Source organism: Enterococcus sp. 3G6_DIV0642, from assembly GCF_002140635.1.
Lineage (GTDB): Bacteria > Bacillota > Bacilli > Lactobacillales > Enterococcaceae > Enterococcus_D > Enterococcus_D casseliflavus.
Genome location: NZ_NGLH01000001.1, coordinates 1815351 through 1833866 on the forward strand (window position 1 = coordinate 1815351; position 18516 = coordinate 1833866).

The 18516-nt window shown below is 42.0% G+C and carries 18 protein-coding genes and 1 other RNA gene; 4 read left to right on the forward strand and 15 right to left on the reverse strand.

Annotated elements, in window-relative coordinates:
- Positions 1 to 130: 130 nt before the first annotated feature.
- On the reverse strand, positions 131 to 1183 hold the full coding sequence (locus A5878_RS08675) for a hypothetical protein (RefSeq protein ID WP_074535777.1): 1053 nt from the start codon (positions 1181 to 1183) through the stop codon (positions 131 to 133).
- 70 nt (positions 1184 to 1253) lie between these two features.
- Here A5878_RS08675 and A5878_RS08680 point away from each other — a divergent pair, with 70 nt between their 5' ends.
- Entirely contained in the window at positions 1254 to 1691 is a 438-nt protein-coding gene (locus A5878_RS08680; protein ID WP_074535776.1) for a GNAT family N-acetyltransferase, read from the forward strand.
- Positions 1692 to 1728: 37 nt separating this feature from the next.
- On the opposite strand, the gene A5878_RS08685 is transcribed toward A5878_RS08680, so the two are convergent.
- Together A5878_RS08685 and A5878_RS08690 are read right to left on the reverse strand one after the other, a co-directional pair.
- Entirely contained in the window at positions 1729 to 3075 is a 1347-nt protein-coding gene (locus A5878_RS08685) for a DEAD/DEAH box helicase (RefSeq protein WP_005226134.1), read from the reverse strand.
- Positions 3076 to 3133: 58 nt separating this feature from the next.
- Positions 3134 to 4297 carry a VanZ family protein gene (locus tag A5878_RS08690; protein WP_074535775.1) on the reverse strand — a complete coding sequence of 388 codons (1164 nt, stop codon included), beginning with the start codon at positions 4295 to 4297 and terminating at the stop codon, positions 3134 to 3136.
- 93 nt (positions 4298 to 4390) lie between these two features.
- On the opposite strand from A5878_RS08690, the gene A5878_RS08695 reads away from it, so the two are divergent.
- Positions 4391 to 4717 carry a hypothetical protein gene (locus A5878_RS08695; RefSeq protein ID WP_010748384.1) on the forward strand — a complete coding sequence of 109 codons (327 nt, stop codon included), beginning with the start codon at positions 4391 to 4393 and terminating at the stop codon, positions 4715 to 4717.
- 156 nt (positions 4718 to 4873) lie between these two features.
- Here the strand turns inward: A5878_RS08695 and A5878_RS08700 are convergent, their stop codons facing one another.
- The 8 genes from A5878_RS08700 to A5878_RS08735 form a co-directional block, all read right to left on the reverse strand.
- Entirely contained in the window at positions 4874 to 5107 is a 234-nt protein-coding gene (locus tag A5878_RS08700; RefSeq protein WP_010748385.1) for a hypothetical protein, read from the reverse strand.
- Positions 5104 to 5484, reverse strand: coding sequence for a hypothetical protein (locus A5878_RS08705; RefSeq protein ID WP_005226138.1), 381 nt, complete (start codon positions 5482 to 5484; stop codon positions 5104 to 5106). The genes A5878_RS08700 and A5878_RS08705 overlap by 4 nt, the downstream gene beginning before the upstream one ends.
- An 83-nt stretch (positions 5485 to 5567) precedes the next feature.
- On the reverse strand, positions 5568 to 6227 hold the full coding sequence (locus A5878_RS08710) for an HD domain-containing protein (protein ID WP_005226139.1): 660 nt from the start codon (positions 6225 to 6227) through the stop codon (positions 5568 to 5570).
- Between the two features lie 146 nt (positions 6228 to 6373).
- A complete protein-coding gene (locus A5878_RS08715; RefSeq protein WP_086295419.1) occupies positions 6374 to 7888 on the reverse strand; it encodes a carboxypeptidase M32 in 1515 nt (504 codons plus the stop codon).
- Positions 7885 to 9048: a class I SAM-dependent RNA methyltransferase gene (locus tag A5878_RS08720; RefSeq protein ID WP_010748389.1), complete on the reverse strand. Its 1164-nt coding sequence runs from the start codon at positions 9046 to 9048 to the stop codon at positions 7885 to 7887. The genes A5878_RS08715 and A5878_RS08720 overlap by 4 nt, the downstream gene beginning before the upstream one ends.
- Positions 9049 to 9114: 66 nt before the next feature.
- An RNA gene (gene rnpB, locus A5878_RS08725) (RNase P RNA component class B) lies at positions 9115 to 9480 on the reverse strand.
- 24 nt (positions 9481 to 9504) lie between these two features.
- The gene (gene gpsB, locus A5878_RS08730; RefSeq protein WP_005226142.1) at positions 9505 to 9915 is read right to left on the reverse strand and encodes a cell division regulator GpsB; all 411 of its coding nucleotides are present in this window, start codon (positions 9913 to 9915) and stop codon (positions 9505 to 9507) included.
- 71 nt (positions 9916 to 9986) lie between these two features.
- Positions 9987 to 10532, reverse strand: a complete 546-nt coding sequence (locus A5878_RS08735; RefSeq protein ID WP_005226143.1) for a DUF1273 domain-containing protein — start codon at positions 10530 to 10532, stop codon at positions 9987 to 9989.
- A 70-nt stretch (positions 10533 to 10602) separates the two neighbouring features.
- On the opposite strand from A5878_RS08735, the gene recU reads away from it, so the two are divergent.
- On the forward strand, positions 10603 to 11229 hold the full coding sequence (gene recU / locus A5878_RS08740) for a Holliday junction resolvase RecU (RefSeq protein WP_015509744.1): 627 nt from the start codon (positions 10603 to 10605) through the stop codon (positions 11227 to 11229).
- Between the two features lies 1 nt (position 11230).
- Positions 11231 to 13552, forward strand: coding sequence for a PBP1A family penicillin-binding protein (locus tag A5878_RS08745; RefSeq protein WP_034857413.1), 2322 nt, complete (start codon positions 11231 to 11233; stop codon positions 13550 to 13552).
- 77 nt (positions 13553 to 13629) lie between these two features.
- On the opposite strand, the gene A5878_RS08750 is transcribed toward A5878_RS08745, so the two are convergent.
- From A5878_RS08750 to A5878_RS08765, 4 genes are all read right to left on the reverse strand, one after another.
- A complete protein-coding gene (locus A5878_RS08750) occupies positions 13630 to 14829 on the reverse strand; it encodes a hypothetical protein (RefSeq protein WP_086295421.1) in 1200 nt (399 codons plus the stop codon).
- Entirely contained in the window at positions 14829 to 15680 is an 852-nt protein-coding gene (locus tag A5878_RS08755; RefSeq protein WP_256925782.1) for a hypothetical protein, read from the reverse strand. Before A5878_RS08755 ends, A5878_RS08750 begins: the two co-directional genes overlap by 1 nt.
- Before the next feature lie 121 nt (positions 15681 to 15801).
- Positions 15802 to 16281, reverse strand: coding sequence for a signal peptidase I (gene lepB / locus A5878_RS08760; RefSeq protein ID WP_086295423.1), 480 nt, complete (start codon positions 16279 to 16281; stop codon positions 15802 to 15804).
- Positions 16282 to 16299: 18 nt separating this feature from the next.
- On the reverse strand, positions 16300 to 18351 hold the full coding sequence (locus A5878_RS08765; RefSeq protein WP_086295425.1) for a glucosaminidase domain-containing protein: 2052 nt from the start codon (positions 18349 to 18351) through the stop codon (positions 16300 to 16302).
- Between the last annotated feature and the right edge of the window lie 165 nt (positions 18352 to 18516).

Sequence of the window (18516 nt, forward strand, 5' to 3'; positions counted from 1 at the left end):
ACCAAAGGGAGCAATCCGTCTGAATTCATGTTTTTCTCTCAGCAATGAAAAACTTTCTGTAATGAATCATCAAACCGACCATATCCTTCGTCATTCAAAGTATAAGGAAATGTGTCGAAAAAGTCAATCCTCAAATCCGTTCTTTGTTGATCAGAATCGCTTTGCGGTAACGATAGCTTTGCGGAGAAAGCTTTTGATCTGGCTGCAGCATTTTCCGTGAACGGTAATAACTGGCATATGGCAAGGCATCGAATAAAGGATGCCCACAAATCTGCCAGTTCTCCATTTTTAAAGACAAGCCATCTGTCAGCTCCCACGCATCCGCAAGCCCATAGGTGCAGCCAAATAAATTCGGTTCAAGCAATTCAGCGGTTGACAAAGAGACACCATCGTCGCAGGACTTTTCATTGCCCCAGCGAAAAAGTCGCCGAGTCGCAGCACCGCAAACGTATTCCCATTGATCCTCTGATAGTAGCTGAAAGCCTTGTTTATCTAACTGCTGTTTCAATTCTGTTTGACTGACGGATTCGTGGGTAAATAACTGATAGGTTTCCGATAACGGCTCTAGTGCAGCAAAATAGCGATTCTCTTCGTGGTAAAAAGCGGGTAATTCCCAACGCAAGCTTTCCTCAAAGGACGCTGGTGCTGTGAATTGTGCCTTTAGCTCTTTTTCGAAAACACTGAATTGATCGACTAACCCGTGAAACTCCCCAGTGATTGTATTTAACTGCCCGATATACCTTGCGCCAGCAGGCAGAGAACTTTTTTGGACTAGCATAGGATCAATCACAGCTTTGCGCAAAGGGCTCGTAGACTCATTGACAAAAATCCCCCAATCCTGGCTGGTTTCTAACTCATAGATTGTTTCCAGCTGGCGAATGATCTCGTTGGGGGCTGACTGCCAATTTTTACTCCAGCAAGTAGCTGGTAATCCTTGCACACCGAGATCCCAACCTAAGATCGCCTCAGAGTTCCCTGGTATAAAGACAAAGTCTTCGCCATCGATCGTTAATTCAAAGGTCGCACATTTCAACCCTGCATACGTCAACTGACTAAAATGGACATCGGTGATCTCCTTTAAAGGACTGACAAAATACATTAAAATTTGCTGGATCAGCTGTTCTTTGATTTCAAAGGACAGTGTCTTCCAATTTGACCATTGTAACGCCTCAAAAAAATCCACGTCATTTCTCCTCTCATCTGCTACAATTACTATATAACGAGTATACCACGAAAAAGGAGGAAAACGACTGATGCTTTATTTTGGACGCAGTCCGTGGATGCTACAAGCGGTTTTCGCCCTGCGGCAAGCCGTTTTTGTGGAAGAACAGCACATCCCTATAGAATGGGAATTTGATGAAAAAGACCAATCTTGCCCATACTTTCTTTGGCTAGATGGACGCATCCCGATCGCGACCATTCGCTATCAATTCTCTTCACCGAACACTCTGCAACCTGATCGCTTTTGCGTAGCCAAGGCCTATCGGCACCAAGGATACGGCACCAAATTATTGCATTATCTCGAAATGCGTGGTGTCCAAGAGGGTGCCCTCCAATCAGTGTTATCCGCAGAGATCGACGCTTGTGCGTTTTATGAATCCTGTGGGTATCAAAAAAAATCCGAGCCCTATACTGAAGATGGTGTATTGTGTGTAGAAATGACCAAACAATTAAAAACAGCAGTCAAGTAAGAGAACACCCCTTACATGACTGCTGTTTTGGTAACCATTAACTATTCGAATTTTTCTTGTTTTTGCGGGCAGTTCGAGTCGTTTGACGACGTTCGATCTTCCGTTTTTCTTTGTTCTTCTTATCAACAGCCCATTGAATTTTTTTCTTGTAGCCAGGCTTGATTTTTTTCTTCTTTTTCTTGACTAAGCCAATCAAGGTTGGGTCTAATTCGTCACGAGATTTTTCCCGCTTTTGCCGACGATTCCGATCGTAAGTCGCAACGATCTCGCCATTTTTGATTTCCTTCGGTTGGAAAACAACCCCTAAATCTTCGATGGCTTGGATTGCTCCTTCATCGCTTGGATCATATAACGTGATCGCGGTCCCATCCATTTGGTTTCGACCGGTCCGACCAACACGGTGGATAAAGAAGTCTAAATCAGCTGGAATCTCAGCATTGATGACATGAGAAACCCCTTCAATATCAATTCCTCGCGCAGCTAAATCTGTTGCGACAACATATTGGTAGTCCAAATTTTGCACTTGGCGCATGATCCGTTTTCTTTCACGAGGACTGATGTCGCCGTGGATCTTCGCTACTTTTAAGCCTTGTTCCTTTAAGTAATCCGTAATTTCATCCACACGGCTCTTCGTGTTGGCAAAAACGATGGCAAGATAGGGATGGCCTGTAGTCAATAATTGGTAGATCAATTTATTGGTATTTTTCCCTTTGGTAGAAATCAACCAATTCTCGATCGTATCAGAGATGACTGCTTTCGATTTGATTTCTTCGATCAATGGATTGGCCATGTATTTTTTCAAGAATGGGCGCAATTTCTCTGGAATCGTTGCGGAGAAAACCAGCATTTGTAGTTTCTCAGGCAAACGTCCCGCAATTTGATCGACTTCTTCTAAAAAGCCCATATCCAAGGTCATGTCTGCTTCATCCACGACAAATACATTGGCAGTGTGAACCCCTAACGCTTGTTCGTTGATCATATCCAGGATACGACCAGGTGTCCCAATCACGACATGGGGCTGTTGATTTTGCAGACGGCTTAATTGACGTTGCTTATCCGTTCCTCCGACGAAATTTGACACTCGAATTTCAGGATCATGAAATCCGCCGATTTGTTTTGCGGCGTGATAGATTTGCGTGGCTAATTCACGACTCGGTGCAGTGATCACTACTTGCACTTCATCTTTTTCGGCATCGATTTTATCCATCAATGGCAGTAAAAATGTGTGGGTCTTACCACTTCCGGTCTGTGATTGCCCTACAACACTGCGTCCTTTTTGGATAACAGGTATCAGTTTTTCTTGCACTTCTGTTGGCTTAGAGAACTTTTTATCAGCAAGTGCTTCATAAATAAATGGTTGAAATTTAAATGACTCAAAAGACATTCAAACACCTTCTTTCTTTTAGCATCCTTTGGATTATAGCATATGTTGCCTTGTTTTCCTAACTTTCTTTTGTAATCGATTGATGATCGATCGTACTGATAGTATACGTTGCACTGCGGCGTTCATAGAAAAAGCGGCTTTCTTTTTTTATTGCTGCCCACAAGAGATTCAAGTAAAAACCAAACTGGATCAACCCAAAAATAACTACCATCAACAAACTAACGACTAAAAGCAGCAGATTGTTGGACTCAAGAAACGGTGCGAAAAAGATATTGACCCGACTGATGCTGGCATAAATCAGATAAAACAAACCATAGCGTTTCAATAAAGCCCCCAAGCTGACACGCTCACGGCCTTCTTGCATGATTTTGATTCGTACGAGTTTTTTTCCAATCGTTTGTCCTTTGGCAAGGTAAGCCAACAACACAAAGTACAGCAACACTTCAAGAGCAAAGTACCAATAGTCCCCACTAAAGTCCCGTACCGTCTGTTGAGTGAGCAAACGAACAGCGATCACCACAATAAAACTGACCACTTTCAGTATTCCCCAGTCGATCAACCAAGCAAACACCCTTCGTGTCACAGTCACCCGAGTGCCTTTGGCGTAAGAATCCGCATCCATCTCTTCCCTTGATGGCAATAAGAACGTAAAAAGTGGGGCGATCGTCCAGCCCACAAGCCCTCCAACTGTATTGACAAAGAGATCATTGACATCGAATAAGCGATACGGACGAGGATAAATAAAATACAGTCCCGTCAACTGCGTTAATTCAAAAAACAACGTCAAGCAAAACGTAATAACGAGTGTTTTTAAAAAGGAACATTTGAAGTAATAACGCAAATAGACCCCAAATGGTAAGGTCAACAATAAATTAAAGAGTGGCTCAAGGAAGACCCCCTGCTTCATAGCGGGAAGATAGGTTTGCGGATCGTGAATGTTTAAGACGGTCTGTTGGACAAAATGTTGCCACGATGCCCCTAACTGCAATTCCATCTTAGGACCAGTCATCTGTGCTACCTCTTCGATCGAGGGCAATGGTAGGATAACTAAGAAATAGGCGCACAATAAATAGAAGACAAATGAATACAGAACCAGTGCGCGTGACAAGATAAAACGACCGTATTTTCGATATTGGATAACAAAAAAAATCATTGATATCGCCAATGCTAGGAAAGGAAAAACCAGCAAGGCAACCTTTATTGGGGTAATATAAGCGGACATAAAGAACTCCTTCACGTTTTCTTTTTATCTTACACGCTATTTCCCAAAACGTAAATTTTGGAGTATCATAAAAGAAAAGGAGGTTAAAAAACCATGTTAAATCCCTATTTTGCCTTTGGCGTACCGGCATTCCTTTTGGTTTTATATGCAGCTTTTGCTCTTTTTCGCCGGTCTTCCGATATTCCCTATTTAGGCTTCGTCCTTTTCATCATTGCTGGTTTTCTGACAGGATTTAGTTTACAAGTCATTCAACAAGCCATCAATGAAGTGGAGAAAACATCTCTTGAACACGTGCAAGAAACCCACCTTTACTCGCCTTACTTATTAGCGATTCCATTGATTGTGGGCATTCTTTTACTGATTGTCAACTTGATTCGCGGCTATTTAAAAGTCAAAAACGTTCGTCTGCGGACAAAATAAAAACAACTTACCTAGAAATACGAATTGATCTTGCTCCTCTTGACGGGAAATGAGATCGCTTCGTATTTTTTTGGTAAGCTGCCTAGATTGCTAGACCCCTTCTAAAGATCCATCCGCCACTTTCGTAGTAAAACAGTTTATCAACTAAAAAAAGGTTTATTCGTCGGCTAGTTCTTCATCCAGGTCTGTCTCTGAGGTATCAGCAAAAGACTCTTTCACATCATCATTGACTTGCTCCAATAAATATTGCCAATCACTATTCGACACAACCACCACATCGATATTCTTTTCTTCATCGATCAACTCGAGATTCGAAACATCCTCTCCTAACTGCTGGAATAGGTCGATCAATGTTTGGTCTTGTAGCGTTACGTATTCAGTCCGTTTCATCCTTCTTCCCCCCATGAGTCAAAAAATTCATAAAACAAGATATCGAAACTAGTAAGATCGGTCATCTTTTGTAAAGTAGATAGATCTAAACGAATAAACGCTTTTTCCACTAATAAATAATGGTTTTCTTCCAGCGCTTCTTCGATAAATGGTAAAATCTCTTCTTCATCCCCTAATGTTTCACTAGAGATTTGGTCGATTTGATCAAACAAGCGATCATCTTGCAACAAAAAGAATTGATCGTCGTAAAGATAGACTGCGATTTGATATTGCCGGATGGGTAGCTCAGCCCGAATGACAAAAAAGCATTCCCCTGAATTGGAAATCGCTGGCAATAGTTCATTCGGTTGTAATGCCTGTTGGTAGTACATTTCCATCCCTCCTTTGTACTTATTATTATAAAGAACAATGGAGGAAAAAGGAAATAATCGAATTTCAGTTTAAAAAACTCTAAACAAAGTTAAACATCCCACTCTGCATAGAATTCTTCTAAAAAATCCTTCATGAAAGCCACACGTCGTTGGGCTTCTTTTTTGCCATACGCCGTGGTCATCTTTTCAGGAAGCAAAAATAGTTTCTCATAAAAATGATTGATCACCGTCGTTCCTTTTCGGTAATCTTCATGATTTTGAAACGTCTTTGGGGCTAAGTCACTGACATGGATCGGGTGTTGATGACTGCCACCAAAATAACTCGTCCGTAAAATACCGATCGCACCTAAAGCATCGAGACGATCTGCATCACGAACGACGCGGCCTTCTACTGAGACAACTTGCGCGCCTTGCAAAAGTTCTTTTGAAAAAGACAGATTCTCGATAATAGAAAAAATTTCTTTCGTTTGTGCTTCACTGGCTCCCGCTGTGGTCAAACAAGCTCGCACTTCATTAGACGCCGCTGTGACATCCGCCACAACTTTGTCATCCACCGTATCATGGAGATAGGCTGCCGCCTGTACGACAAAGCAATCAACTGCCAATTCGTCGGCATCAATGATGGCTTGACTTAACCCAGCCACTCGTTTGACATGATCAAACCCATGTCCTGTGTAATCATTCCCCAGAATACTTTCGGCATAAGCAATTACTTTGCTAAGATCGGCAACATTGTATTCTTCCTTCATTTTTTTCCTTCTTTCGATATGAAAGCAGCTAGCCTTCTTTTTTCGATGGTGTTTGATACAAAAGGAAAAGAAGTTCAACAAGACGAGCACCCCATGAAATAATTGGGGCGGCAACGTCTTGCGAAGCTTCTTTCCACTCGTTACTTTTAAGCGAAATCTTGCGTCTCGCTGATTTTATAGACGCTAAAATAGATCTTGCGTAAATAGTCTAATAGATATTGAGGATTCAATAATTCATCCGTTGCATCTAAAATCAATTCATTTGGTTTCTTGGATGCGCCATATTGATGGATATTTTCAGTCAACCATTTACGAATCGGTGAATAATCATCCGAAGCCAACACTTCATCGACATTGATTTCTTTTTCCATGGCATGGAGTAATTGCGCTGCATACATATATCCTAGAGCATAGGATGGGAAATACCCGAAGCTTGAACCTGACCAATGAACGTCTTGTAAGATCCCTTCCAAGTCATTTTCTGGACGAATCCCTAAATATTCCTCGTATTTGTCATTCCAGATTTTTGGCAGTTCATCGATCGATACGGTTTCGTTAAAGATCATTTTTTCGATCTCGTAACGAATAATAATATGAATGACATATGTCAGACTATCAGCTTCAATACGGATCAAGCTAGCTTTTGAATGCTTTAAGGAGTCATAGAAAGTGTCAAAAGACACATCATCAAACGTGCCTTCCGCACATTCTTGGAAAAATGGGTATTGCTTTGCCCAGAAATTGCGGTTGCTGCCGATAATGATTTCATTAAACAGCGATTGGGATTCGTGGATTCCCATGGACGCCCCTTCATGAACAGGCGTGCCTTCGTATTTCTCATCGATGTTTTGCTCGTACATCCCGTGACCAGCTTCATGAATCACACCGAACAGTCCCATCGAAAAGTCAGTTTCGCTCCAGCGTGTGGTCAACCGTACATCATTGTGGTTGATCCCCGTAGCGAATGGGTGGACCGTATTATCCAAACGGCCGCGAGAAAAGTCATAGCCTAAGTCGGCGATCACTTTTGAGATAAATTTACGTTGTTGCGCTTCGGTCATCTTACGTGAAAGGATCGAAGTGTCTGGCGCTGTTCCTTTTTCAGCCAATTGACGACGAATATCCATGATACCATCTCTCACTTGTGAGAATACGTTATCCAAGATCTCAACCGTCATATTCGGTTCGTATTGATTTAATAAGACGTCATAGTTCGTCAGCTCATTTTTCTTCCAATAAGGAATCAATTCTTTCGTTAAGCGAATGTTTTCAGAAAGAGCATCTTTAAATAAAGAAAAATTTTTTTCTTTACGGGCTTTGAGCCAAGCAGTATGTGCTTTTGACGTAGCTGAGGAAGCCGCCATCGCCAACTCATTGGGCACATCTTTTTGCAATTCAAATTCTTCTTTGACTAATTGATACGCCGCTTTCCCTACTTCTGATAATTCATCTGGGTGTTTCCCGAAATAGCTGATTGCTTCTTGGATTGGTTCCCCCACTTTTTTATCAAAGTATAGACCATATAAATAGCTGTCAACTTCCGCACGGTAATCACTGGCTTTTTCTGGCATCCCTGTTTGATTATCCCAACCTAAGATCCCCATTGCTTGTTGTAATAGATCGATTTCTTTTAATTCTTTCAGAAATTCTTGTTCTTTCATTCAGCAGACTCCTTTTTGCGTGGCGGACGTTGTCCCCAGTATTGGAAGAGATCGGTACGAATGGCACCGTTGTATAATTTGCGTTTTTTTGTCGCTTTTTCGCCGTAATGGGTCTCAAAAGTCAAGTCACTGGTCAAAAAGTACTTGCTCCAGGTTTTAAGCGGTCGAAACACTTGGCCCATTTCCTGATACAGTCGCTGAACGGACGCTTCTTCTCCTAAGCGTTCGCCATAAGGAGGGTTAGCCACAACGACACCATACTCTTTTTCTGTTTTAAAGTCTTTAACGGCTTGTTGTTTGAAGGTGATCGAGTCTCCTAGACCGATTTCTTCCGCATTTCTGCGGGCGATCTCAATCATTCGACCATTGATATCCGAACCGGTAATATCTAATTCGACATCATAATCTGCTGCTTCATCTGCTTCTTTCCGTACTTTTTCAAATACTTCTGCTGGGAACCAATCCCACGTTTCGCAAACAAATTCCCGATTAAAGCCAGGGGCGATATTATGGCCGATCAACGCTGCTTCAATGCACAATGTGCCTGATCCACAAACGGGATCGACAAACGGCTTGTCTTTGTACCAATTTGTCAGCATCACTAAAGCCGCAGCCATGTTTTCTTTCAGCGGCGCGCCTCCTTTTTCTAAACGATAGCCACGTTTAAACAAACTAGGGCCAGTCGTATCCAATGTGATCATCGCATGGTCTTTCAATAAAGCGACTTCTAATTGGAAAAAAGCGCCAGTTTCAGTCAGCGGCACACTTGCTGGACGATGGTATACTTCTCTTAAGCGATTGACGATTGCTTTTTTGGTGATCGCTTGACAATCAGGTACGCTATACAATTTTGATTTGATTGATTTTCCAGCTACTGGAAATTCAGCGTCTAAAGGTAAAAAGTCTTCCCACGGTAACGCTTTAACTTCTTCAAACAGCTGATCGAAAGTCAATACGTCAAATTCCCCGACGACAATTTTGATACGGTCCGCTGTACGGAGCCACAAGTTCGCGGTAGCAATGGTCTCCATCGTCCCTTTAAAGCGCGCTCGGCCGTTTTCAACCTCACACTCGATCCCTAAATCCCGTAATTCTTTGCCCACTAGTGCTTCTAAACCGCTCGCAGCGGTGGCAATACAATTAAATGTTTTTTCAGTCATAACGCTCTCCTTCTTGGTATAAAAAAACCTTCCGTTGCTGGAAGGATTCCCTGATAGGTTGTGATTTTCTATAAGCCATGTTTTGTCCGTATTTTCCTCAGGGAGAAGAAAACACTGGGTAATTATCTATCTGCAATTACTTGCCTTCTTGCTCCGTTCATTTCCGTGCAAAAAGTGCCCCTACCATTGTTTGGGTTGCTCGCTCGAGGGGTTTACCGCGTTCCACCAAGACGGTTTCCCGCCTTGCTTCGTCACTGTGGCACTTTCAAGGATACTTTGGCATAGCTTACACCTTAGCCATTTTTCCTGCCGTTACTTTCTCAAGTACCCTAGCTTATGGTTTCGCTAGGCACGAACACTACAAGCATCTCAGCTTGTGCGAGCATGGACTTTCCTCAGCATAATCGAGTTATGCCGCAATTACCCGAAAACCACAACTATCTTTTCTACATTAGATTAGAATTGACGGGTTTTTTCGTTGTCATCTTCAAAATCAGCATTTGTATAGTTGCTGTTGTAGGAAGAAGAACGAGTGACAGGTTCTGATTCACGATCAAGCTTTTTGCCAAACACTTCTTTTTCAAGATTCGACAAACGTTTCAAAATATCAAAGTTTGTAACGGTTTGGCTTTTCGGCGCTTCTTGTTGAACACGAGATGCGATCGCTTGGTTTTTCGACAATTGATCGATTTTCGCTGTCAGACGGTCATTTTCTTCTTGCAGGGCTAAGATCTCTTTATTGTAGCTTTCGTAGTCTTTAATGATATTATCTAAAAACTCGTCCACTTCAACTGGATCATACCCGCGCATTTTTGTTTTGAATTCTTGTTGCAGAATATCTTTTGGACTATAAATTAAATTTGCCATTATTTACACCTCATTGTTTATTCCAAATGGTTTTCACTTTCTAGACCATTCTATCAAAAAATATACGAAAATCAAAGTAAATTACTATCAAATGTTGCGTTTTGTAGGTCATCCATTGTTATTTGATGAATAAAGTAGGGATTTTGCTCACTATAAGCTTTGGCATCTCTTAAGAAATAATTAGGTTTTCCTGGAAATTCGTCATCATATAACACAAGTGCGCCTTCGGTATGCTCCAGTAAAAATGCCGTGTGATTTCTTAATTGACTGGGGTCTTGGTAAGGCTTATGGCTGGTGGCATTGACATAATCGGCAAATGACTTCGCTGTTTGCAGTGCCTGCTGATTTGTTTCGTTCCAATTTTCACCAAACCCTTCAAAAGGAAAAATAATTCCTAGTTTCAGTTCTGGGTATGTTTGTTTTAATTGTTCAACGGCTTCGGCACACCACAGCTCCGCTCCAAGATTCCCGCTGATCAAGAGCCATTCTAACCCTTCTTCGACATAATTGGTCAAAGTCGACATTATTACTTTCTTAATAACTGCAATCTTGGGATCTTTTGCTTGAAAGACACCTAATTCATAATTACGATAGCCAGTAAAGTATAAGGTTTTCATTGTTTCTCTGGTCATCTCTTTTCTTTCCAAACGACTTTTTGGTATAATGTTGCCTAGGAGTGTGAACAACATGGTTATTCGTTACCCGAATGGACAATCTACTACCTATGATGACGGCAAAAAACAAAAAATGCAAGAGAAACTAATAAAGCCAAAAACGTATGCCAATCGTGGGATGCGTTTTGAAGAAGCGATCAATGAAAGCAACCTTTATTATTTGAATCGTAAACTTGCTGTCATTCATAAGAAACCGACACCAATTCAAATCGTGAAGGTAGATTATCCAAGAAGAAGCGCCGCCGTAATCAAAGAAGCCTATTTCCGCGAGGCATCCACCACTGATTACAATGGGGTTTATCAAGGGCAATATATCGACTTTGAAGCGAAAGAGACTCAAAACAAAACGTCATTTCCCTTTAAAAATTTTCATCCACACCAAATCAAGCATATGGAAGACTGTTTGGAACAAGCGGGTTTATGTTTTGTTCTTTTATGGTTTTCTAGTCTACAACGCTGCTTTTTTCTCGATAGCAAGTGCTTAGTTTCTCAATGGCACCTGCAAAAAGAAACGGGAAAAAAATCAATGACACTGGCCTATATTGAAACGAATGGGATTGAAATTATCCCTTCAATTGCGCCACGTATTCCCTATTTAAAAGCAGTTGATCAATTTTTAACGATGAAGGAGAATGATTAGTATGGCAAATGGATCACAATCGAGGACCTCTCGGCATGATTCTAAAAAAGGTACAGCTAAAAAAGCACCAAAGCCTCCTAAGGCAAAAGGCAAACGAAGCATTGGGAGTATTCTTTTAAAAGTATTTATGGGGCTGTTTTTCTTGGGCTGTATCGGGATTCTATCCGGGATGGGGTTATTCTGGTGGTATGCCAAAGATGCGCCTGCACTTGATGAAACACGCTTGGATTCAACGGTTTCTTCTCGTTTCTATGCGTCAAATGGCGAATTGATCACTGAATTCGGTAGTGAAACCAGAGAGAAAATTACAGCAAGTGAGATTCCTCAACTGCTGGAAGACGCGATCGTCTCTGTCGAAGATCGCCGCTTCTACCAGCATATCGGAGTCGATCCGATTCGGATCGTCGGTTCCGCATTATCCAATGCCACAACCGGCGGTATGCAAGGCGGAAGTACGTTGACACAGCAATTGATCAAGCTGTCCTTCTTTTCTACCAGCGCTGAAGACCAAACATTACGTCGAAAAGCACAAGAAGCATGGATGGCGGTTCGTCTTGAACAAATGAAATCAAAACAAGAGATCCTCACTTACTACATCAATAAAGTATATATGTCCAATGGTGTATATGGGATGCAAACGGCCGCAATGAAGTTTTACGGCAAGCCGTTAGCTGAACTAGACCTTGCGCAAACCGCTTTGATTGCGGGTTTACCAAATGCCCCTTCAGCTTTTGACCCATTTGCGCATCCTGATAATGCGAAAAGTCGGCGAGATGTTGTTTTAGGTGCGATGCTGGAAAATGAAAAAATCACGCAAGCGGAATATGATGCGGCCGTTGCCGAGGATATTCAAGAAGGCTTGCAAGACAATCCCCGTGAAAACCAAGAGTGGAAATACTTTGACAACTACTTTAACGAAGTGATCGCTGAAGTCAAAGAAAAAACTGGGAAAGATGTGTATACTGACGGCTTAGATATTTATACTAATGTCGATATCGATGCACAAAAACGATTATATGACATCGTCAACAGTGACGACTACGTTGATTACCCAGATGACAAGATGCAAGTTGCCGCTACCTTAGTTGATGTCAACACAGGCAAGGTGACCGCTCAGATCGGTGCCCGTAATGTTGATGATGTTCTAGCAAATAACCTGGCTGTCAATGTCGCACGAGACTTTGGTTCGACCGTCAAACCAATCACAGACTATGGCCCTGCCTTTCAATTTCTACAAGATTCCACGGGTAGAATGATTTTAGATGAACCTTACACGTATAAAGGGACGAATATTCCTGTTTACAACTGGGATCGCCAATATATGGGCAATATCACCTTGCGGACCGCTCTAGCAGAGTCTAGAAATGTGCCGGCAGTGAAGCTGTTTGATGAAGTCGGCGCGGACAATATCGCAGACTTTCTCAGTGGTTTAGGAATCGAATATGATACGATCACCCAATCCAATGCGATTTCCAGCAATACAGATAAATTGGATGGCACAAAGTATGGGATCTCCAGTCTGAAAATGGCCGCTGCTTATGCTGCGTTTTCAAATGGTGGCACCTATTATGAACCACAGTACGTCAATAAAATCGTCATGCAAGATGGTACAGAAGACGAAGAATCCTTTAAAGTTTCTGGTCAAGAAGCAATGGATGATACGACAGCTTACATGGTGACCGATATCTTGAAAGATGTTATTTCAGTCGGAACTGGAACCAACGCGCAAATCGATGGTTTGTACCAAGCAGGGAAAACGGGAACGTCCAACTACACCGATGACCAGTTAGCACAACTGGATACATCGAATGGTGCCTACCCTGATATTACCTTTGCCGGCTATACTCCCTCCTACTCATTGGCGGTTTGGACAGGCTACAACGACAAAATGACACCGATCACTGATAGTAGTACCCATGTGGCTTCAGATGTCTATCGTGAATTGATGCGCTATGTTTCTGCTTCTGTAGAAAACACGGACTGGACAATGCCTGACGGATTGACACGGATCGGAAGAGAGCTTTATCTTGAAGGGACGTACACCCAACCAAGCTATTCAGCACCAAGTTCGTCCAGCAGCAGTTCCTACGTTGAACCAACGACACCTTCTACAGAAAGTAGCGAATCAACACCATCAAGTACAACAGAATCATCAAGCGAAGTAACACCACCAGTGACAACACCTGATGAGGATGATTCATCATCGGTCGTTACGCCTCCTGCTTCTAGTCAGGATCCCGGTTCAACAACACCTTCCAGCAGTGAGGATAATCCTTCCTCACCACCGGACCCGCCGGAACCAAACGATGGTAGTGTCGAATAATGGAGAATCGCAAAAAAACAGTAGATCAAAATCTGATCTACTGTTTTTTTTAATTCCTGCCATATAAATGTAGAAGCTTACTTTTCAAGCTCTTCAAACAGCAATTTTTTATCGGAAAGCTGATAAACTTGATTATGCAGATCGTCAAATAAATGAATCACATTTTCTTTCGTCTCGTTCACTTCAAAAAGAATCTCTTTGGCACGATCATGAATCCCATCGATCCGCATTTCTGTCGTACGGATCATTCGTTCAGATTCGATCTTCGCTTCTTGAATCGTGCGATTTGCTTTTCTTCTAGCAAAGACTAAAACCTCACTGATTTCTGTTTGGAACTGCTCGTTTTCGATTTGTAGGGTTGCATTTTCTTCCCGTAGTGCTTCGATCTTCGCCTGAAGCTCTGCGACTTCTTCATTTGATTCGCTAGCTGAAACTTTTGCTGCAAGCTCTTCTTTTTCTGCCAATTGCTGTTTCAAATCAGCAATTACTTCTTGCAACTGCTGGATTTCTTGCCGCTTCAACGTCCATTCAGCGCGTTCCTTTTCGTAATTTTGTTTCTCTTTTTGCTCTTTTTCTTGCTGAACAGCTAACTTAGCTTCTAATTGCTGGATCTTTGCTTCAAGTTTTTCTGTATCTACTTTTCTAAGCTGTTCTTCTAGGTCTTTGACTTTCTTATTCGCTTCTACTAGCGAAGCTTTTAATTCTTTTGCCTCTGCTTCTTGTTGAGCCACTACCTTCTGCTGTTTTTTTAACTGTTTTTTTTCTTCCTGTAGTTGCTCGTTTTCTAAAATCAATTCTTTAATTTCAAAAGATAAATTTTCAATCATATGATCCTTTTCTTGTTCTTCTGACTCTTGCTGATGTGTCTGGTTTATACTCAATTCTTTCTCCATACGTTCTCCTTTATCTTCAACGAGTTGACTATCCTTGGCGTGGTTATCACGGTTCCCAGAGGATTTTTGCTGCACTGCTATCTTTTTGACACTTTGATCTGTCTGTTGATCAACAGATACTCTTTGCTGAGAAATCGGTTTTGCTAAAGTCTGTGCGACAGGTTTCGCTGTTTCTTTCTGGGTTTTAGGTAGTTCATTGTCCGCTTGTCGATTGGTTCCTTTCTCTTTTTTTTCAGGCGTAGCCTTTGCGGACCCTTGATCCTCAATGATTCCCTCTTCTTGATTTGTCTCCTCAAATTCATTCAACTCTTCTATGGATAATTGATTTACTTCATCCATTAGCTTTTGGACAGAAAACAAACCTTTGTTTTTCTTTTTCATCATTAATTTTTCACACTGCCTTTTTGTTCATTTGTATTGATCGTTTCACTTTGATCCGTTTGAGGAGTAGACGATATGCTCTCGCTCCTCTCGTTGTTGGCTACTTCTTGAGCATCAGTGTTTGGGAATCTGCGTTCTAAAAGGGTCCAGACCCCATTCTCGTCACGAATGATCGTCTGCTCAAAGGACTGATCAGAATCCTTGGAAAATTGGACAGAGAAGGTTCCTTGGGTGATCAGGGGAACGTTCTGCATATCATGGAGTAGATAAGAAAAATTCTCTTCCCATCCGTTTAAGTCATCAATTGATGGTAATTTGCTAGATAGAACAATCGAGATTTCTTGCAAAGGCTGATCAACAAAAATCATCGCTACAGTGCGACCTAGATATGGTGATAACTGATAGGCCAACTCATATTCAGCTGCGAACTGTGCTTCACGATCATTGGAGACGAGTAAATGCTCCCAATCAATCGCTTCAAAAGAAAAGCCGTTCTCAGGATATGCAAAAATCGGCATACGCATCCATTCCGTTTGTTCAGTTCTTAGCGCGAAGACTTCCTCTTTCAATTGACTGGTTTCTTCTTGCAGCTTTTGCAAATGAATGCCGCCTGTCAGCTGAAAAACTGTTAGTAGCAAGACACTTACGATTATGGCACTACTGCAGCCCAATACAATTAGCAGGTGCCCACTGCGCAGGTTGTGCTTAAATAAACGCAGTTTCCTTTTGGCTAAAGCATCTGACGACAGCTGCTTTTCAACTTTTCTTAATAAATATTCTCGATACAATCGCCAACCGATGATACTACCTGCTCCAATGGCAAGCAGTATCATCCCAATATAGATAAAAATCACAGTCTCTTCCTTCCATCAAAACTAAAATTCGTTTTATTCATCTATTTTGATACAAACTTAGTCTTGTTGATATGTTGCAAGAAATGAATCATCGCAAACTTCCTTTCAAAAAGCTGATGTGTCAGAAGAACGTGGTCACCACACCATAAAAGGTTTTACTTGAAATGATTCCAAATTCTCTACTATCACTTGAAGTGAGCAGTGCATCGCCAACGACAAAGTACTCATCTTCTTTGAGGTACCCCCGAATCGGCAACGCCTCAACGGCTTCATCCTTCACAGTGATCATAAATGAAAAATCAAAGTCAGTATCCTCCGCCCCAATCAACAAACGCTCCTGTGTACGAACGAAGGAATCCCCCGGCACACCAATCACTCTCTTGATCAAAAATTTTCCTTCCTGTTCGAAAGCGATCAGCTGATAGCGATTTGGCTGGCGCTTTTTATGAATCAGCACAACTTGTCGATCCTCGATCGTCGGCAGCATGGACGTTCCTCTGACTAACGCCAGTCGATACGGCTGAAGAAACACAATAAGCAAAAGGACCATCAAAAAGATACCGCTGATAGGAAGACCTATTTGTCTATGCCTTTTACTCATATTGCCAGCCCTCCATCCTTATTTTGGCATAATATATGAAACACTTGATGAGTGCGCCAATTCATTGCTGATCACGCGATAAGAGATTGTGGTTCCACCATAGACATTTCCTTCTGAAACCAAAATACCATTTGGACCAACGGCTTCAACAAAAGCGACATGACCATAACGAGGATCAGATCCAGCTGTTCCAGGTGCAAAAGAGATCATACTGCCTGCTTTAGGCGTTTGACTGACGTTGTAACCTAAACGTCGTCCGGTATTGCCCCATTGACCACCATTTCCCATGTAGTCATCTACTTGACCGCCTAATTGACTCACGCGATTGAACACATACCAAGTACATTGTCCAACAGGATACGAACCAGAAAGATTGTAGTCACGACCGTTGTATTCTGGGAATGTCATAAGGGAGCGATACTCTTCTGGAATTTGTTCTTTTCCTTGGATAAACAAGCCTGTTTCTGTTGCGATCACTTGGTCATATTGCGTCAATCCATAGACCGCAATCAGTGAATTGATTTTTTTACTATAATTAACATCAGTCGCATAAGTGCCCGTCAAAGCATCTGCTGCCCGAAGATAGTTTTTTGATTCAGAGCGCCACACGTCTTGATAAAAGGTTGGATTTCCAGTGATTCCTCCGCGAATCAATTTGACATAATCTGCCATGGAATCTCGATAACTTGAATAGGAACGAAAGGCGGCTTGAATTTGGAAAAGTTCCCCGTTGCCTTTATCTTCCATTGTTGGTAAAGTCACGCTGTTTCCTTGATAACTGCCTTTGATGCCAAAAAGGTTATAATGGGGACTGCTGGAAAGCCCGCTGTCGCCACTGCCGCTTTCAAGGATCGCTTGCGCGATCAAAACAGAAGCAAAGACATCGTATTCTTGCCCTAAGCTTTGGGCTTCTTGTGCCAATGTTTCAATAAACATCTGGGTCTTTTGATTCACTGTAAATTCGTAAGGGGCTGGATATTCAGCAACTAGCTTTTCGCCATATGTAGCCAATTCAGGATTTGATAGCCGTCTGATCGATAGCGGCTCTTCGATAGAAACCCGCTGAACTTCGATGGCAGTTTTCATTGGCTCTTCTTGATTTGTCACTAAACTTGCTTGGTAACCATCTGCGAGGTAGATACCGATTAACTTATTTGCGTCATATAAAAGATCCCCCGGCTGTAATTGTTCAACCTGCTGTTCTTTTTCTATCCAGCTAGCTTCCCCATTTATAACCGCTTTGATCCGTTCATTGATCCATTCGTCCATCGTCAATGGTTCTTCTAGTTCACCAATTTGTCCGATGATCTCGTAGACGAATGCCGCTTGCCATTGCGCATCATAATCAGCTAATATCGGCAAGGTGAAATCTAACAGATTCGAATCTGCGATCTTTGCTGCCCGAAAACTCTCTGGTAAATCAATAGTACGTCCATCATAAAAAGAATTTTTCAAGTCAGAAGTAGCATCTGGTGTTTGAACGACAGGGTTTATTACTTGCTCAGGTGCAATAATCGGAGGTGTTTTCGGCTCCTCTTTTTTTGCATTTTCAGTATTTTCGTTGCTATCAGTTGAAATTTCATTTTCTTTTGGTGCCAATGACTCATCAATCAAGTCGGTCTCTTTTGGCTTGTTCTCTGTTTCTACTTCTAGATCGTCCGTTTCAGCATCTATTTTTTCCTCTTCCTCGGAAGGTTCCGTGGACTCTGATTCCTCTATTTCGGTCGTTTCCGCTGACTCGGTCGTTTGCGTTGAGTCTACTTCTTCAGACGAATCGGGAGTTTCTACAACGGTATCTGCTGTTTCTGAATCCATAAGCGTCTCATTTGATTCGGTGGATAGCTCGGTCGAGCCCTCCGTTTGCTCTTTGCTGACGTCTTCTTGACTCTCTTGGTCTTCTGCTGCCGATGAATCTTGATCATCAAGTTCCTGTTCGACATTTGTATTTTCTGAATAGTTATCAGGCTGAGGGCTTTCTTTCGCCAGCAATACGGGAGAAACAAAAAGTTGGCTTGCTAAAATCCCAGCACTGAATAATGTCAGATATGACTTCTTTTTTTTACTCTTCATACAGTTTCCTTTCTCTTGTTTCAGCTGGCATCATTGGTTTTGAACAAAACCTGACGAACTGATTCAAAGCTGCTTGAATAGTTTTTGCACGAGTTTAGGTGAACTCTATATCTTCGCGGTTATTATGAAGTAAGCGTGATCTACCGCAAAAAAACGGTAAAACCC

What these genes read in the sequence shown, in the direction of transcription:
- A5878_RS08680 (WP_074535776.1), top strand. Translation starts at nt 1,254, where the DNA reads ATGCTTTATTTTGGACGCAGTCCGTGGATGCTACAAGCGGTTTTCGCC.
- A5878_RS08685 (WP_005226134.1), bottom strand. Translation starts at nt 3,075, where the DNA reads ATGTCTTTTGAGTCATTTAAATTTCAACCATTTATTTATGAAGCACTT.
- A5878_RS08690 (WP_074535775.1), bottom strand. Translation starts at nt 4,297, where the DNA reads ATGTCCGCTTATATTACCCCAATAAAGGTTGCCTTGCTGGTTTTTCCT.
- A5878_RS08695 (WP_010748384.1), top strand. Translation starts at nt 4,391, where the DNA reads ATGTTAAATCCCTATTTTGCCTTTGGCGTACCGGCATTCCTTTTGGTT.
- A5878_RS08700 (WP_010748385.1), bottom strand. Translation starts at nt 5,107, where the DNA reads ATGAAACGGACTGAATACGTAACGCTACAAGACCAAACATTGATCGAC.
- A5878_RS08705 (WP_005226138.1), bottom strand. Translation starts at nt 5,484, where the DNA reads ATGGAAATGTACTACCAACAGGCATTACAACCGAATGAACTATTGCCA.
- A5878_RS08710 (WP_005226139.1), bottom strand. Translation starts at nt 6,227, where the DNA reads ATGAAGGAAGAATACAATGTTGCCGATCTTAGCAAAGTAATTGCTTAT.
- A5878_RS08715 (WP_086295419.1), bottom strand. Translation starts at nt 7,888, where the DNA reads ATGAAAGAACAAGAATTTCTGAAAGAATTAAAAGAAATCGATCTATTA.
- A5878_RS08720 (WP_010748389.1), bottom strand. Translation starts at nt 9,048, where the DNA reads ATGACTGAAAAAACATTTAATTGTATTGCCACCGCTGCGAGCGGTTTA.
- gpsB (WP_005226142.1), bottom strand. Translation starts at nt 9,915, where the DNA reads ATGGCAAATTTAATTTATAGTCCAAAAGATATTCTGCAACAAGAATTC.
- A5878_RS08735 (WP_005226143.1), bottom strand. Translation starts at nt 10,532, where the DNA reads ATGAAAACCTTATACTTTACTGGCTATCGTAATTATGAATTAGGTGTC.
- recU (WP_015509744.1), top strand. Translation starts at nt 10,603, where the DNA reads ATGGTTATTCGTTACCCGAATGGACAATCTACTACCTATGATGACGGC.
- A5878_RS08745 (WP_034857413.1), top strand. Translation starts at nt 11,231, where the DNA reads ATGGCAAATGGATCACAATCGAGGACCTCTCGGCATGATTCTAAAAAA.
- A5878_RS08750 (WP_086295421.1), bottom strand. Translation starts at nt 14,829, where the DNA reads ATGATGAAAAAGAAAAACAAAGGTTTGTTTTCTGTCCAAAAGCTAATG.
- lepB (WP_086295423.1), bottom strand. Translation starts at nt 16,281, where the DNA reads ATGAGTAAAAGGCATAGACAAATAGGTCTTCCTATCAGCGGTATCTTT.
- A5878_RS08765 (WP_086295425.1), bottom strand. Translation starts at nt 18,351, where the DNA reads ATGAAGAGTAAAAAAAAGAAGTCATATCTGACATTATTCAGTGCTGGG.